This is a genomic window from Pseudomonas sp. LBUM1653, assembly GCF_059716115.1.
Window position 1 is genome coordinate 4,985,866 of the sequence record NZ_CP166803.1, and the last position, 15,737, is coordinate 5,001,602.

Annotated in this window: 12 protein-coding genes; 3 read left to right on the plus strand and 9 right to left on the minus strand. The window is 62.7% G+C overall.

Features of this window, described 5'->3' with window-relative positions; all coding sequences use genetic code 11:
- Positions 1-83 precede the first annotated feature (83 nt).
- The 3 genes from ACA054_RS22490 to ACA054_RS22500 all read right to left on the minus strand — a co-directional run bounded on the left by ACA054_RS22490 (position 84) and on the right by ACA054_RS22500 (position 2,956).
- Positions 84-1,055 carry a L,D-transpeptidase family protein gene (locus tag ACA054_RS22490; RefSeq protein ID WP_497686226.1) on the minus strand — a complete coding sequence of 324 codons (972 nt, stop codon included), beginning with the start codon at positions 1,053-1,055 and terminating at the stop codon, positions 84-86.
- Positions 1,056-2,000: 945 nt separating this feature from the next.
- On the minus strand, positions 2,001-2,294 hold the full coding sequence (locus tag ACA054_RS22495) for a hypothetical protein (protein ID WP_008055299.1): 294 nt from the start codon (positions 2,292-2,294) through the stop codon (positions 2,001-2,003).
- A 56-nt stretch (positions 2,295-2,350) separates the two neighbouring features.
- On the minus strand, positions 2,351-2,956 hold the full coding sequence (locus tag ACA054_RS22500; RefSeq protein WP_497686227.1) for an arylesterase: 606 nt from the start codon (positions 2,954-2,956) through the stop codon (positions 2,351-2,353).
- Between the two features lie 10 nt (positions 2,957-2,966).
- Between ACA054_RS22500 and ACA054_RS22505 the strand changes: the two genes are divergently transcribed.
- From ACA054_RS22505 to greB, 3 genes are read left to right on the plus strand one after another with little or no spacing between them, the layout of a single operon-like run.
- Complete coding sequence (locus ACA054_RS22505) at positions 2,967-3,650, plus strand: ABC transporter ATP-binding protein (protein ID WP_008055295.1); 684 nt, start codon at positions 2,967-2,969, stop codon at positions 3,648-3,650.
- The gene (locus tag ACA054_RS22510) at positions 3,650-6,154 is read left to right on the plus strand and encodes an ABC transporter permease (RefSeq protein WP_497686228.1); all 2,505 of its coding nucleotides are present in this window, start codon (positions 3,650-3,652) and stop codon (positions 6,152-6,154) included. Before ACA054_RS22505 ends, ACA054_RS22510 begins: the two co-directional genes overlap by 1 nt.
- Positions 6,155-6,190: 36 nt before the next feature.
- Entirely contained in the window at positions 6,191-6,688 is a 498-nt protein-coding gene (greB, locus tag ACA054_RS22515) for a transcription elongation factor GreB (protein WP_497686229.1), read from the plus strand.
- 14 nt (positions 6,689-6,702) lie between these two features.
- On the opposite strand, the gene ACA054_RS22520 is transcribed toward greB, so the two are convergent.
- From ACA054_RS22520 to ACA054_RS22545, 6 genes are all read right to left on the minus strand, one after another.
- On the minus strand, positions 6,703-7,011 hold the full coding sequence (locus ACA054_RS22520) for a hypothetical protein (RefSeq protein WP_020795467.1): 309 nt from the start codon (positions 7,009-7,011) through the stop codon (positions 6,703-6,705).
- A gap of 271 nt (positions 7,012-7,282) precedes the next feature.
- A complete protein-coding gene (locus ACA054_RS22525) occupies positions 7,283-8,254 on the minus strand; it encodes an XdhC family protein (protein WP_497686230.1) in 972 nt (323 codons plus the stop codon).
- A 1-nt stretch (position 8,255) separates the two neighbouring features.
- Entirely contained in the window at positions 8,256-9,491 is a 1,236-nt protein-coding gene (locus ACA054_RS22530) for a c-type cytochrome (RefSeq protein ID WP_497686231.1), read from the minus strand.
- A gap of 2 nt (positions 9,492-9,493) precedes the next feature.
- Positions 9,494-10,033 carry a (2Fe-2S)-binding protein gene (locus ACA054_RS22535; protein WP_007982256.1) on the minus strand — a complete coding sequence of 180 codons (540 nt, stop codon included), beginning with the start codon at positions 10,031-10,033 and terminating at the stop codon, positions 9,494-9,496.
- Entirely contained in the window at positions 10,026-12,911 is a 2,886-nt protein-coding gene (locus ACA054_RS22540) for a xanthine dehydrogenase family protein molybdopterin-binding subunit (RefSeq protein ID WP_497686232.1), read from the minus strand. The genes ACA054_RS22535 and ACA054_RS22540 overlap by 8 nt, the downstream gene beginning before the upstream one ends.
- Positions 12,912-13,313: 402 nt before the next feature.
- Entirely contained in the window at positions 13,314-15,737 is a 2,424-nt protein-coding gene (locus ACA054_RS22545) for a TonB-dependent siderophore receptor (protein WP_497686233.1), read from the minus strand.

The window sequence follows — 15,737 nt, forward strand, 5'->3', positions numbered from 1 at the left end:
TCGGCTTTTTTATTGCCTGCTGTTTCCTGCAGCCAATAAAAAACCCGCCGACGCGGCCTGCGTCGGCGGGTTTGTTTCAGGCATTACTGCAGCGGGTCGATCGGCGCACTCGTCACCATCGGCGCGGTAGTGTTCGGCACGCCGATTTCCACCGGCAGGCCATCTTCGGCCGCAACAATATCACGCACCACATCCCAGTTCATGCGCAGGTTGTTGGTGATGTCTTCACGCTTGAGCATCGCGTTGATCACCGCGGTGTGCTTGTCGACCACCGACGGGTTGCCCTTGTCGTCCAGCGGCGTGTGCGCCTCCAGGTAAACCTTGCCGCCACTCACGCCGAACTTGTAGGAGTCGTTGATGATCCGCACCGACGTCCCGACCGGCACCATGCCCGCCATTTCCAGCACGTTATTGTTGAACATGCGGAAGCAGCCGTGGCTGGTGCGCATGCCGATACCGAACTTCTTGTTCGAGCCGTGGATCAGGTAGCCCGGAGTCCCCAGCGTGAACTTGAACGGCCCCAGAGGGTTGTCTGGGCCGGCCGGCACCACGTTGGGTAGCGGATCACCATCGGCGGCATGCTCGGCCTTGATCGACGCAGGAGGCGTCCAGGTCGGGTTCGGGGTCTTGGCGACGATGCTGGTGTGGGCAATCGGCGAGCCCCAGCCTTCACGGCCAATACCCAGCGGGAAGGTGTACACCACGTTCCGGCCTTTCGGGAAGTAGTAGAGGCGGTACTCGGCCAGGTTGATGACGATGCCTTCACGCGGGCCGGGCGGCAGGATGAAGCGGGTCGGCAGCACGATTTCAGTGCCGGCGCCGGGCAGCCATGGATCGACGCCAGGGTTGGCGGCCACCATTTCCGAATAGCCCAGGTCGTAGGTCGTGCCGAGGTCGGCGAAGGTGTCTTCGTACTTGGCCTGGATCACTTGTACCTGACCGACGATGTCTTCACCAGGCGGTGGCAGGGGTAGCTCCAATGCTGCGACGGGACCCGCTACACAGAGAGCGGCAAGTGTCAGGCAGCGGGTGACGGCGGGAAAGCGCGGCAACATCCGGAAAATCCTTTGCATGATCGACAGAGGGTATAAGAACGGGATTGTACACCGCTGGCCGTTATTTCGGGGAGGTCGCGGGGGTTGCAGGCGATGCAAGGCATTTCCTGGGGGAGCTGGCTTGGTAGTCAAGGCGGCCTGACCGCCGACCTATTGCTTGTTGACGGAGTACATATCCATTGCTGCGGTAACGGCCACTTAGGGTTTCGCTCTTACAGCGAGTCACTTGGAAGAGCCCCAAGTAACCAAGGGCTCTTGCCTCTGGCGTTCGGTGCCTCGCTGTGGCTCGGCATGCCCTCGCTCCGGTCCTGCTCCGTGGGCCCGCCGCGATGGGCCATCCTTGGCCCAGCGCGGCTAAACCGGCATCCATGCCGGTTTGCCCACTGCGCAGAACCTCCACTCGGCCTCTCGATGGGGCAAGAAAATCAAAAGCCAGATCAAAAGCAAAGCGAGGCGGCCTGACAGCCGACCTGATTGCAGGCTTGTCCACGATCCAACTGTGGGAGCGAGCCTGCTCGCGATGGACTTCCAGACAACGCGTTCATCCAGACAGGGCGCGTTATCGTTGACGTCCATCGCGAGCAAGCATCGCTCCTGCAGGGAAACGTGTTCACTTAAAATCAGGTCGGCTGTCAGGCCGCCTCGCTTTGGCTTTAGATTGTGGCGCCCCGTTAAACTACGATGGCCGAACGCAGGCATTGCGTAGTGGGTAAACCGGCAGGACGCCGGTTTAGCCGCGCTGGGCCATGGATGGCCCATCGCGGCGACCCACGGAGCAATGCCGGAGTGAGGGCATGCCGAGCCTAAGCGAGGCACCGAGTGGTGGGGCAAGAGCGTTTGGTTACTTTGCGCTTTTCAAAGTCACCCGCCGTAAGGGCGGAACCTTAAGCGGCCGTTACCGCAGCAATGGATATGTACACAGTTAACCGCCTACCACTGCAATGATCAAAGCTCGAACCGCAACTCCGGCCAGATCGGCGACGTGCCACGCTTTTGCGATTCAAGAATGGCCCGGCACAAAGAGCACAGGCGCTGGTCCTGGAACACCCGGCGATCGACGTTCGACCAGCGTGGCTGAGCCGGCAGCAGACTGCCGCACAGGGTCCGGTCCGCCGAGCCGCCCAGCTCCAGTTGTCGGGTCACCAGGTGTACCCGCACTTCCTGGCAGGCGAACAGATCCAGCTGTTCGTCAGGCTCGATCAGTTGATAGGCATAAAGTGACCAGGCAGAACGCGGCATCGGGGGCTCCAAATCGGGGGCGCCACCTTAGCCGAAAGCCTGCTCCTAGAAAAGTGTCATAACAGCGGTTTTAGCGTAGGCCAGACATTTTCCAGCAACTTGTCCTGAGCCCCGGCTGCCGGGTGAATGCCATCGGCCTGCATCAAGTCCGGATGACCGCCCACGCCGTCGAGGAAAAACGGTACCAGCGGGACCTTTTTCTCATCGGCCAGGTTGCTGTAAACATCAGTAAACGCCTTGGTGTATCGAGCGCCATAATTGGGCGGCAATTGCATGCCCAGCAGCAGCACCTTGGCCCCCGCCTCCTGCGACTGCTGAATCATCGACGCAAGATTTTGTTGCAATTGTGTTGGCAGCAAGCCGCGCAGGCCGTCATTGCCCCCCAACTCAAGGATCACCAACTCCGGCTTATGCTCTGCAAGCAGCGCCGGCAGGCGTGCCTGGCCTCCGGCACTGGTGTCGCCGCTGATGGACGCATTGACCACCTTATCGTCGAAACCTTCACGCTTGAGCCGCTGCTCGAGCAACGACACCCAGCCCAAGCGGGTATCCAGTCCGAAACCGGCGCTGATACTATCGCCAACGATCAGGACTGTACCCGCCGCTGCGTTCTGGGCCATGCACATCAAGGCCAGGCCAGCACTCAAAAACCACACACGCATCGGATTCTCCATGGGCGCAAGCATTCTCACCGCGAAGAACCTTAGCAAAGTGGTTCCCAGCGCGGAAGGTGAACTGACCATCCTGCACCAACTCAGCCTGGAACTGAACAAGGGCGACAGCCTGGCCATCGTCGGCGCCTCCGGTTCCGGGAAATCCACCCTGCTGGGCCTGCTCGCCGGCCTCGACTTACCGAGCAGCGGCGAAGTCACCCTCGCCGGCCAGGGCCTGAGCAACCTCGACGAAGACCAGCGTGCACGCATCCGCGCTGAACATGTGGGCTTCGTCTTCCAGTCATTCCAGCTGCTCGACAGTCTCAACGCCCTGGAAAACGTCATGCTGCCGCTGGAGCTCGATGGCCGCCAGGACGCCCGCGGCCGTGCCACAGAGCTGTTGCAGCGGGTCGGCCTGGGCCAACGCCTTACCCACTCGCCACGCCAGCTCTCCGGCGGTGAACAGCAGCGCGTGGCGATTGCCCGCGCGTTTGCCGCCGAGCCCGATGTGCTGTTCGCCGACGAGCCTACCGGCAACCTCGACAGCCATACCGGCGAGCGCATCAGCGACCTGCTGTTCGAACTCAACCAGGAACGCGGCACGACCCTGGTGCTGGTGACTCACGATGAACGCCTGGCACACCGCTGCCGGCGCCTGATCCGTCTTGAAGCCGGCCTGCTGGTCGCCCCTCTGGAGCCTTGATGGCACGCCTGCCGCTGCTGCGCCTGTTCAGTCTCGCCGTGCGTCAACTGTTGCGCGATGCCCGCGCCGGTGAACTGCGCGTGCTGTTTTTTGCCCTCGTGGTCGCGGTGGCCGCCAGTACCGCCATCGGCTACTTCGGCGCACGCCTGAATGGCGCCATGATGTTGCGCGCCACCGAGTTTCTCGGTGCCGACCTGCTGCTCGAAGGCAGCTCACCAGCGCGCCCCGAGCAAATAAGAAGCGGCACCGAGCTGGGCCTCGAGCACGCCCAGGTGGTGGAGTTTTCCAGTGTCATCGCCACGGACAACGGCATCCAGTTGTCCAGCATCAAGGCGGCCGATAGCGTCTACCCCTTGCGCGGCGAACTGAAGAGCGCCCCTGCGCCTTTCGCCCCGGAAGAGCCCGGCGGCGGGCCAAAACCCGGTGATGCCTGGGTCGAAGCACGGTTGCTGACGGCACTGGACTTGAAGATCGGCGACAGCATCGATGTCGGCATGAAAACCCTGAAGCTGGCACGGGTGCTGACCTACGAACCCGACCGCGCCGGCAACTTCTACAGCCTGACGCCGCGGGTGTTGATCAACCTTGACGACCTCGCAGCCACTGGCGTGGTGCAACCCGGCAGTCGGGTCAGCTACCGCGAACTCTGGCGCGGCAAGGCCGAGGCCCTGGAAACCTATCGCCAACTGATCAAACCCGGCCTGGCCGCCAACCAGCGCATCCAGGATGCCCGCGATGGCAATCGGCAGATTGGTGGAGCTTTAGGCAAGGCCGAGCGCTATCTGAACATGGCCAGCCTGGTGGCCGTGCTGCTGGCCGGGGTGGCCGTGGCGTTGTCGGCGACCCGCTTCGCCACCCGCCGCTTCGATGCCAGCGCGCTGTTGCGTTGCCTCGGCCTGTCCCGTCGGGAAACCATGGTGCTGTTCAGTCTGCAGCTGACCGTGCTCGGCCTGCTCGCCAGCCTCATTGGCGCCGCCATCGGCTGGCTGGCGCAACTGGGACTGTTTGCCCTGCTGCATGACTTGCTGCCGACCGACGTACCACCGGGCGGCCTGTTCCCGGCCATCGCCGGTATCGGCACTGGACTCGTGGCCTTGGCCGGTTTTGCCCTGCCGCCGCTGGCGGCGCTGGGTCGGGTTCCACCCTTGCGCGTACTGCGCCGGGACCTGCTGCCGATTCCTTCCAGCACCTGGATGGTCTACGGCGCCGCATTGGGCGCCCTCGGGCTGATCATGTGGCGTCTGAGCCTGGACCTGGTGCTGACCTTCGCCCTGCTCGGCGGCGGCGTGGTCGCGGCACTGGTACTGGGCGGCCTGCTGTTGCTGCTGTTGAAAAGCCTGCGACGCATGCTGGCCCGTGCCTCCCTGCCGTGGCGTCTGGGGCTGGGCCAATTGCTGCGCCATCCGTTGGCAGCCGCGGGGCAGTCCCTGGCATTCGGCCTGATCCTGCTGTCGATGGCGTTGATCGCCTTGCTGCGCGGCGAGTTGCTGGACACCTGGCAGAACCAGCTGCCCAAGAACGCACCGAACTATTTTGCCCTGAACATCCTGCCCGCGGACAAGCAGGCATTCACCGATCGCCTGATCTCGTTGTCGGCGCAATCGGCGCCACTGTATCCGGTGGTCCCGGGGCGGCTGATCAGCATCAATGGCGAACCGGTGCAGCAAATCGTCACCAAGGAATCGGCGGGCGACCGGGCGATCCAGCGTGACCTGAGCCTGACCTGGGCGGCAGACCTGCCCGCGGGCAACCAGGTCACCGCCGGCAACTGGTGGCCGGAGCAACCGCCGGATGAAATCCCCGGTGTGTCGGTGGAGGGCAAAGTCGCCGAAAGCCTGAAGCTCAAGCTCGGCGACCATCTGGTCTTTACCGTGGGCGGGGCCAATCGCGAGGCGAAAGTCACCAGCCTGCGGGAGATCAACTGGGACAACTTCCAGCCGAACTTCTTCATGATCTTCCAACCCGGCACCCTGAAGGATTTGCCGGCCACCTACCTGACCAGCTTCTATCTGGCGGCAGGACATGACCAGCAGATCGTCGACCTGTCGCGCAGTTTTCCGGCGGTGACGATCCTGCAAGTCGAGGCGCTGCTGGCGCAACTGCGCAGCATCCTCGCCCAAGTCACCCTGGCGGTAGAGTACGTGCTGTTGTTTGTCCTGGCGGCGGGGATGGCGGTGTTGTTTTCAGGCCTGCAGGCGACCCTGGACGAACGCATCCGCCAGGGGGCCCTGCTGCGGGCACTGGGTGCAGAGCGGCAGTTGCTGGTCAAGGCACGACGGATCGAGTTCGGGTTGCTGGGTGCGGTCAGCGGCTTGCTGGCGGCGCTGGGTTCGGAAGTCGTCAGCCTGGTGCTCTACCGCTACGCCTTTGACCTGCCTTGGCATCCGCATCCGTGGCTGCTGGTGCTGCCGTTGATCGGCGCCGTGCTGATCGGTGGCGCCGGCGTGTTCGGCACTCGCCGAGCCTTGAACGCCAGCCCACTGACAGTCCTGCGCGAGGGTTGATAGACTCAAGCGCTCCTGATTCGAAGAAAAGTTGCCATGAGCCGTTATCGCCCTCCCCGTCCCGCCGGTACCGCGCTGATCACCCCCGAAGGTGAAGCGCGGATGCGCGCCGAGTTTCATGAACTGTGGCACGTCCGCCGCCCCCAAGTGACGCAATCGGTCAGCGAGGCGGCAGCCCAGGGCGATCGTTCGGAAAATGCCGAGTACACCTACGGCAAAAAAATGCTGCGCGAAATCGACAGTCGCGTGCGCTTCCTGACCAAACGCCTGGAAGCCCTCAAGGTCGTCAGCGAAAAGCCCAGCGATCCGAACAAAGTCTATTTTGGCGCCTGGGTCACGATCGAGGACGAGGATGGCAAGCAATCACGCTATCGCATCGTCGGCCCGGATGAACTGGACTTGAAACAGGGCCTGATCAGTATCGACTCGCCATTGGCGCGCGCCCTGATCGGCAAGGCACTGGACGCCGAAGTACGGGTCCAGACACCGACGGGTGAGCAATGTGTGTACATCGTGGCGATCGACTATCCCTGAGGCCTCAGCGAGCCTCAGCGACGTGTAATCAGCCCTTGCCGGGCAACGCGGGTCAGTTGCCTGATCATTTCAGGGGCGTCTTCGACGCTCGGTGACTGAATCACTGCCAGATCGAAACTGTCCGCGGCAAAGCGCGCCAGGGATTCACCGTCTTCGACAAACTGGATCAGGAAGGCTGCCGGCCCACCGGTACGACGTGGCCAACCATCGAGGTAACGCAGGAGCGTCGGCTGATGTTTACCGCCAAGCAGGATTTTTGGATTGCGCTGGGTGAGATGTGCCGTGATCGGCGCGGGACGTACAACAGGGCTTAGTGCATTCATCGTGTCGTGTCTCTGCCTCAAAAAGTCTGCATGGCAGGTGAGAGGCAACACCGAACCAGCGCTTTAGCGGTATTTCGAAGCCTGTTTCAAGCTTCTGTCGGCGACTGAATGAGTCACCTGGCGCCCCGCAAGTAGCTGTTTAAATCGGCGCATGGCAGCATCCTAGAGAAGCTGACCGGACAGTGTCAAGAATGACACCCAACAAAAAAGGCTCGTCCAATTAAGCGACGAGCCTCATTTAAAACCAGCCTTGCCCCTGATCGGGGTCGCTTCAAAGTCGATCGCGAGCGATCCCGCTGCGAATTCGCAGGATATCGGCAAGCACGGCCAAGGCGATTTCCGCCGGGGTCTTGCTGCCCAGATTCAGCCCGATAGGCGCATGGATCCGCGCCAGTTCCGCCTCCCCCAGCCCACCAATGCGCCGCAGCCGCTCGAAGCGCTTTTGCGAGGTCTGCAGGGAGCCCATCACACCGATGTAGAACGCGTCGGTACGCACCGCTTCCATCATCGCCAGGTCATCGATGCGCGGATCGTGGGTCAGCGCCACCACTGCCGTGTCGCTATGGCAGCCGCCGTCGGCGATGAACACCGACGGCAGTTGACGACGAATTTCCACGTTGTCCAGCACCACGCCTTCCAGTACTTCGTCCCGCGGATCGCAAAGAATCACCTCGAAGCCCAGGCCCACCGCGAACTCCGCGCAGGCCTGCGCCACACTGGAATACCCGGCCAGCAACAGGCGCTGCGCCGCGCCGATGCGCAGCCTGACGCGATCGATCTCGCGTTCGACGCGCACGCCCTGCTCGCGATCATCGAACAGACTGCGCGCGCCACTGGCCAGGTCGACTTCACGGATCAGCCGACGTCGGCCCAACAGCGCCGACTCCAGCTCCCGCAGATGCGCCTGCACCTCACAGACGGGCTCCAGCTTCTCCACCAGCACATCGAGCACGCCGCCGCAGGGCAGGCTGACCCGCGAGCGCGGGTCGTCGCCTTCGCCGTAGCGCACGACACTGACCGCTTGCTCGAATGCACCTTCGGCGACGCGTTCGAGGAAGTCCTCCTCGACACACCCGCCGGACAGCGAGCCGATCCACTGCCCGTCAGCATTCACCGCCAGCAACGAACCCGGCGCGCGAGGCGCCGAGCCGTAAGTGGCAAGTACGCTGCACAGCCAGACACGCTGCCCGGCCGCCGACCACGCCAGCGCCCGCCGCACCACTTGCAGATCCAGATGCTGCATGTCAGTGCGCCTTGTGCTCGAGCGGCGGCGCATCGGCCCGCAGCTTCTGCACATCGCTCAAGGCCAGATCACCCGGTTGACCACCCCACCCCTGGCGCAGGTAATTCAACAAATCCGCAAGCTGCTCGTCGGTGAGCTTCTGCGCGAAACCCGGCATGGGTTGCATGTGTTCGAAGCCTGCGAACTTCTGCTCGCCGATGCCATCGTCGATCACCCGCACCAGGTTGCGCGGGTCTTCCAGACGCAAGGTGGTATTGCCGCGCATGGCCACGGCGATGTGCGGTTTGCCTTCGCCACCTGCCGCGTGGCAACCGGCACAGACGTTCAGGTAATCCTGACGGCCGCGCTGCGCGCTGGCACTGAGCCTTTCCAGTGGCACGTCGGTCAACACCTTCGCCGCCGGTGGCTGGTCGCCGAGGAGGAAGGTCGCCATCGCCGCCAGGTCCGCATCGTTGAGGCCCTGGGTGCTGTTGTGGAACACCGGGAACATCTCGTTGAACATGGTGCCCTGGGCGCTCATGCCGTGCTTGAGGAACGAGCTCAGATCCTGATGATTCCAGCCGCGGGCAGCCAAATCAGTGGCCAGCAGGCTCGGGGCCAGATAACCATTGAGGATGCCGCCAGTCATGCGCTTGTCCTGCTGCATGGCACCAGGCAAGCCACGTGGGGTGTGGCATTCGCCGCAGTGACCGAGCACGTCGACCATGTATTGGCCACGTTTCCAGGCTTCGCTTTTGCCTTCGGCCGGCGCCAGCTTCACGTCCTTGCCGTACATCATGTTCCAGCCCATCAGGCCCAGGCGCACGTTGAACGGAAAGCTCAGGCTGGTGACCGGCGCATCACGTTCAATCGGCTCGACGGTTTTCAGGTAGGCATGGATCGCGTCGGAATCCTCACGCGGCATCAGGTGATACGAGGTGTACGGCATCGCCGGATACAGGTTGGCACCGTCACGTCGCTTGCCTGCGGTGAGCGCAGCGAAGAACTCGTCATCGTTGTACAGGCCGATGCCGTGCTCTTTGCTCGGGGTGATGTTGGTGCCGTAGATCGTGCCGAACGGCGAAACGATCGGCAGCCCACCGGCATAGGGCGCGCCACCCGGCGCGGTATGACAAGCCATACAGTCAGCGGCGCGGGCCAGGTAAGCCCCACGAACCACCTGATCATCCGCCTGCGCCAGCAACACAGGCGCAGCCAGGCCGACCGCCAGCGTCAGGCGGGTAAGTAGATGCTTCATGCTTAACCCTCCTTGACCAGGCCGAGATCGGTCAGCACGTTGCGCGTGGCGCTGTAGTAGCGCACGTACCCGGTGCAACGGCAGATGTGATGACCAAGGCTGTCCTCGATGACTTTTTCCAGCTGGCTCTTGACGATCGGCTGACGTTGCAGCTTTTCCACCAGCACCGTCGCGGCATTCACAAAACCCGGTGCACAGTAGCTGCACTGGAAGGCGAACTCGTCGACGAAGCGCTGCTGGATCGGGTTCAGCTCGGTGACCTTGCCCTGCTCGTCACGGGTCGCATGACCTTCGATGGTCCGTACTTTCTTGCCTTCGAAATAGTGTGCGCCGGTGATGCAGGTGCGCACTTCTTCGCTGGTGCCGTCGGGGTTGTCGACGATCACCACACAGGCGTGGCAAATGCCCTGGCCACAGCCCAGGCGCGAGCCGGTGAGGTTCTTGTATTCGTGCAGGTAGTCGATCATCGGCAGGTCATCAGGGATGTCCACCGGGCCGACGGATTGACCGTTGAGGGTCAGTTGAAGCGGACGGTTAGCCATTGAGGGCCTCCTTGATGCGTGCAGAAGTGATAGGCAGGTCGCGGACACGTTTGCCGATGGCGTGGGCCACGGCGTTGCCGATGGCACCGACCACCGGGATCATCACCACCTCGGCGATGCCCTTGGACGGATCGCTCGGCGACAGCGGCGGCAGGATTTCCGCAGTCTGTTTCCACACTGCCACGTGCCGCGCCATCGGCAAGCGGTAACGGTTGAAGTTCCAGTCACCCTCCCCCGGCCCGCCTTCGTACAGTGGCATTTCTTCCATCAAGGCATGGCCGATGCCCATGGCGATGCCGCCTTCGAGCTGGCCCTTGACCAGTTCCGGCACCAGCACCCGACCGCACTCGACCCACGAATGGTGGTTGAGCACCGACACTTCGTGCGAGCCCTTGTTGACCTTCACTTCCACCAGCGTCGCCACCGGGCTGTAGTAGGTCACTGCCGCGTTGTTCAACTGGGTCGGCGGGTAGGCGATGTTCTGCCGATCCAGCAAGTGGAAACCGGCGCTGTTCATTTGCGCCTGTTTCGCCTTCGGTGCACCGTCGCCGTACTTGACCGCCAGACCATCGAGCGGCAGACGTTCACGCACGCCGTCGATGCTGTATTCGGCCTCGGCCCAGCTCCAGCGGTTGAAGCCGTGCACCGTGGCACCGGTGACCAGACCGCGTTCGTGGGCACGTTTGGCCAGCACTGCGAACGGCAAGGGCTCCATGCCGTTGGCGGTGAGTTTGCCGTCGACCCAATGGGCGTCTTCGCGGCGCACCACGTAAGGGTTGGCCTGGCCGCCGTACGGGCCCTGGCGCCAGATCTCCAGCGCCGCCGGCCACAGGCCGTGGTTGAACAGCACACGCGCCGCTTCCCGGGTGGCGTGGCTGAAGTAGTAGGCGGAGTTGGTCGCCGACGACGCCGACGCGACCTTGCCGACCCAACGCGGGTTGCGCAGGAAGTTGTCCTGCTCGGCCTGGCTCATGATGTACGGGTTGCCGCCGCTGATCAGCTGCAACTCCTTCCATTCGGTTTCGCCGGTCTTCACTTCGTGCGCCGGGTTACCGAGGAAATCGGCCACCACTATCGCCTGCGAGGTGGACATGCCGGTACCGATTTCGATACCGATGTGGCGCAGGGTGATGCGACCGTCAACGGTGTATTCAATGCTGGCCATCGGTGCTTCGGAACCGGTGCCGAAGTCTTTCTGGCAAATCGCAAAACCGACGCCATACCAGTGGTCCGGGTCCGCCGCTTCGCGTTGTTGCTTGATCGCGTTGCGGTTTTTCCAGACTTCGTTGACCGCCGCCTTGTCGAGAATTTCGTGCAGGCGCAAGGCACCGGCCGGGACCGCGCCCTGGGTGTTTTTCATGCCCGAACGCAAGGCATTCTTGCGCCGCAGTTCAATGGCATCGACACCGAGGCGATCGGCAATTTCATCGACCATCATCTCGGTGGACGCCATGCTTTGCAGCGTGCCGTAGCCACGCATCGACCCGGCTTCCACTGCGCGCGAGTGATAAGCGGTGACTTGCAGATCGTTCTGCGGCATGTAGTAGATCGACTGCGCCGCCGTGGCGCCTACTGCTGCCACCGACGGGCTGTAGTTGACCCGTCCGCCGCCGTCGACGCTCATCTCGGCGCGGAAGATCTTGAAGCTGTGGTCGGTCTTGTCCACCGCCAATTGATAACGGATATCGAACGGGTGACGCTTGATGCCGCTCTGGAATTGCTCGTAGCGGTCGTTGGCCAGGCGTACTGGTACACCGGCGCCGTACAACGCCGCAAGCGCCGCGTAGTACACGAATATGTTGTGGTCCTTGGAACCGTAGCCAACGGTGTAGCCGGGGTGCATGTTCAGGTTGGCCAGGCCGAAACGCGACGGCGCGATCATCTTCGCGGTCTCGGTTGCGGTCTCCAACGGGCACTGCGTCGCAACGACAAAGTGCAGGGTCTTGGACGCCGGGTCGTACCAGCCGTTGCCGTTGTCCGGCTCCATCGCAGCGGGTTCGATCGACGGGGTCTTGTAGCGCTCGTCGAACACCAGCCAGTTTTCTGGCGGCGTGTCGATCTGCTGCTTCATGCGCTCGGCGTAGAACAAGCCGCGCTCAGTCAGGTTGCCGTGCAGGTTCGGTTGAGAATCCCACACCGGGCGGCGGTTGCGCAGCATCGGGAACAGGATCGAATCCTTGAGGCTGGCGAATTCGTCTTCGTCGGCCGAGGTCGCACCGCCCACACGCACGTAGCGGAAGCTGCCGTACGGGTCGCCTTCGTAGAACGGCGCTTTATCGCCATAGCGGATGGCTTTGTCATTGAACTTGAGCTGGGCCTTGGCCTGGCGGAAGCGCTCGAAGTCATTCCAGATCAGGATCGCCACCGGGTGGCCGATGAACATCGGCACCTTGCCGGCTGGCAGCAGTGGATCGGGGGCGTGTTCTTCCGGGAAGACGATGCCGTCCTTGACCAGGTCGTCGGCGGTGACGATGCGGTCCGGCTGCAATTCGGCGCCGAGCCACGACAGGTCTATGCCTGCGTAGATGCGGTCCGGCTGCAATTCGGCGCCGAGCCACGACAGGTCTATGCCTGCGTAGATGCGGTCGGCCTTGATGGTTTTCAGCAGCATGGCGTGGCCTTGCTGCTGTGGCCAGCCCGGCATGTCCTTGGCGCGGATGTCGCGGGCAAAGACCTTGCTGCCGCAGACCTTGGACAAGGCATCGTTACGGGCGCGCGCCTTGCCGTTGTTGCCAAGCCATTGCTCGGACGGCACGGTGACGCTGCTTTCCATCAAGGCTGCCAGCGCCTGACTGCTCAGCGGTGTAAGCGTCACGCTCACACCCGCCACCAGCCCGCCCTGAAGGAACGAGCGCCGGGATATTTCACGGTTGGACATGGATCATCCTATGGGCGGTCATGGAGGCCGCCCTTCTGGTTATGTTCTGGAAATCTCGAGTCGTGCAGAAGCCCCTTTTGACGATGCAAGGGGCTGTGATGACAATGCAAAGCTGACCGAAAGGTTAAGTTTATAGACTTAAGCACTCACGGAAAACCAAAAACTGACCAAAGAATCAAAAAACAGCGACTTTTCGACGCAGCAGATTGGTGGAGCGGATGGCAAGCATGGGTTGTATGAGTACACCCATACCCATGCGGTGTATCTGCAAGGCTGAACCTTGGCGGTGTTGCATAGCCCCTGTGGGAGCGAGCCTGCTCGCGAAAGCGGCGTGTCAGACGATACAAATGGCGGCTGACACACCCTCTTCGCGAGCAGGCTCGCTCCCACAAAGGCATTGATTTAAAAGTCGACCGTCGCCGAAAGCAGATAGGTCCGCGGCGTCGACAGCGTCAAGCCCGGCTCGCTGTCATCCGAGGCCCCGGCCGAACTCCAGTAGCGCTTGTCCGCGACGTTCTCGATATTGCCCCGCAAGGTAATGGTCTTTTCATCGACCCTGAACGCATAGCGCGCACCCACGTCGAAACGCTCCCAGGAATCGATTTCCTTGTTGTTGGACTGGTCCAGATACTGCGAGCTGGAATAAAGGCCACGACTGGTCAGGGTCAGGCCCTGTACGCTCGGCACGTCCCACTCGGCGCCCAGGTTGACGTTGTATTTCGGCGTGGCGGGCGCCCGGTTGCCGTCGAAGGTGCCATTGGTGGTGTTGTTCAATTCACTGTCGATGTACATCACACCACCGAGCAGCCGGAATCCTTTGAGCGGCTCACCAAACACACTCAGTTCCACACCATCGTTCTGCCGTTTGCCGTTGGGGCCGAAGACCCGCGTCGTGGCGTTGGTCTCGTAGGCCGGCTGCTTGATCCGGAACACCGCAGCGGTGACGGCGAACGCACCGGCGTCGTACTTGGCGCCGACCTCGACCTGGCGGCTGATGAACGGCGGGAAGATCTCATCCTCGTTGACCGAGGTCGACGGTGCGATCTTGCCCTGGCTCAAGCCTTCCATGTAGTTGGCGTACAGCGACAGCTTGTCGGTGGCCTTGAACAGGATGCCGCCCGACGGCGAGATTTTTTCTTCGTCGTAGGCGGTGTCGCCCTTGATGTCATCCGACCAGTCGTCCACCTGCACCCGCTGCCAGCGGGCACCGAGGGTCAGCAGCAGCCGGTCATCGAAGAACCCCAGTGTGTCGGACAAGGCCACGCTGCTGAAGCGGTTCTCGGTGTAGACCTCAGGATCGAAGCGTGTGGGCCTGTCAGGCGTTGGGGTTTCCACGGGGTTGTAGAGGTTACTGGGGGCCGCCGCATAACGCGCGCCGCCATTCTCGAAGTCCATGTAGAAATAGCTGGCCGCCAGGTTGACCTGATGGCTTACCGGGCCGGTATGAAACCAGTTGCGCACACCGGCTGTGGCCGTGCGGACATTTTCGTCGCGGGTGAAGTCGCGCGGCAGCACGCTGAAATCGCCCGCGTCGTTGGTGACCGCAACGGCATGCCGGAGGAAGTCATGATTGCTTTTGCGCGCGCCCACACCGCCGTACAGCAGGACCGAATCGCTGACATCGAATTCGCCGTTCAGGGTGCCGAAGGTGTCCGTGGTACGCGCCTGGCTCCAGGGCTGTGCGTAGTTGTCGCGAACATCGTTCGCGTTCGGCACCTGCGCGTTGGCGCCGATCTGCACACGTTCCTGCGGGGCGTCGGTTTCACGCTCGGTGTGCCCGATGTCCGTTGAGAGCCGCAGGCGATCACCACGAAAATCCAGGCCCAGCACGGCCATCTCGCGATCGACGCGCTGGTGATCCCATTCGGTGTCGCCGGACTGCTTCACGCCGTTGAAACGAATGCCGAACTTGTCTTCCTCACCAAAGCGCCGGCCAACGTCCACGGCACCGCCGAGCTGGTTGTTGGAGGCGTAACTGCCGGTGAACGACGTGATGGGCTGGTCGGTCGCGCGCTTGGGCACCACGTTGATCCCGCCCCCCACGCTGCCCCGTGGCGAGATGCCGTTGATCAGCTGGCTGGGGCCCTTGAGGATGTCGACGCGATCAGCCATCTCCATGTCGATGGTATAGGTCGGCAGGACACCGTACAGACCGTTGTAGGAAACATCACTATTGAACAGGCTGAGCCCGCGAATGGTGAACTGCTCATAGCGCCCTCCCGCCGGGTTGGTGGCGCGAACCGAGGGATCGCTGGCGACCAGGTCGCCCAAGGTACGCGCCTGCTGGTTCTTGACCGCCTCGCTGGTGTAGGTGGTCATGCTGAACGGCGTTTCCATAAAGTCTTGCGAGCCCAGCAAGCCTTGTGAACCGCGGCGTGCAACCTGGCCACCGGCATACGTCTGGTCGCTCGCGTCGCCCGCTGTAGCGAAAATGGAGGTGGCGCCCAGTTGCAGGCTGCTGCCGGATGGCGCGGGAATCAGGATGTACGCCTGCTCGCCCACCGGTTGCAGTTGAAGACCGGAATCTTGCAACAGGCGGACGAAGCCCTCCTCCACCCCATAGTCACCGGACAGCCCGGCGCTGCTGCGACCGCTGACCAGTGCAGGATCGACCGACAGGTTGACCCCGGCCAGGCCAGCGAACCGGGTCAGCGCATCGCTCAGGCTGCCGGCTGGCACCTGATAGCTGCGGCGGGAGGTGTCTTCCGCCCAGCTATGGGTGACGAAAATCGGGCTGGCACTCAGGCTCAACAACAGGCTCAGGCGCAACAACGGGCGCAGACCGGACGACGCCGGGCGTGGACGGCAAGACTTTACGGCGGGCAT

What these genes read in the sequence shown, in the direction of transcription:
- ACA054_RS22535 (WP_007982256.1), bottom strand. Translation starts at nt 10,033, where the DNA reads ATGGCTAACCGTCCGCTTCAACTGACCCTCAACGGTCAATCCGTCGGC.
- ACA054_RS22520 (WP_020795467.1), bottom strand. Translation starts at nt 7,011, where the DNA reads ATGAATGCACTAAGCCCTGTTGTACGTCCCGCGCCGATCACGGCACAT.
- ACA054_RS22545 (WP_497686233.1), bottom strand. Translation starts at nt 15,737, where the DNA reads ATGCCCGCCGTAAAGTCTTGCCGTCCACGCCCGGCGTCGTCCGGTCTG.
- ACA054_RS22525 (WP_497686230.1), bottom strand. Translation starts at nt 8,254, where the DNA reads ATGCAGCATCTGGATCTGCAAGTGGTGCGGCGGGCGCTGGCGTGGTCG.
- ACA054_RS22510 (WP_497686228.1), top strand. Translation starts at nt 3,650, where the DNA reads ATGGCACGCCTGCCGCTGCTGCGCCTGTTCAGTCTCGCCGTGCGTCAA.
- ACA054_RS22495 (WP_008055299.1), bottom strand. Translation starts at nt 2,294, where the DNA reads ATGCCGCGTTCTGCCTGGTCACTTTATGCCTATCAACTGATCGAGCCT.
- ACA054_RS22530 (WP_497686231.1), bottom strand. Translation starts at nt 9,491, where the DNA reads ATGAAGCATCTACTTACCCGCCTGACGCTGGCGGTCGGCCTGGCTGCG.
- ACA054_RS22540 (WP_497686232.1), bottom strand. Translation starts at nt 12,911, where the DNA reads ATGTCCAACCGTGAAATATCCCGGCGCTCGTTCCTTCAGGGCGGGCTG.
- ACA054_RS22490 (WP_497686226.1), bottom strand. Translation starts at nt 1,055, where the DNA reads ATGTTGCCGCGCTTTCCCGCCGTCACCCGCTGCCTGACACTTGCCGCT.
- ACA054_RS22500 (WP_497686227.1), bottom strand. Translation starts at nt 2,956, where the DNA reads ATGCGTGTGTGGTTTTTGAGTGCTGGCCTGGCCTTGATGTGCATGGCC.
- ACA054_RS22505 (WP_008055295.1), top strand. Translation starts at nt 2,967, where the DNA reads ATGGGCGCAAGCATTCTCACCGCGAAGAACCTTAGCAAAGTGGTTCCC.
- greB (WP_497686229.1), top strand. Translation starts at nt 6,191, where the DNA reads ATGAGCCGTTATCGCCCTCCCCGTCCCGCCGGTACCGCGCTGATCACC.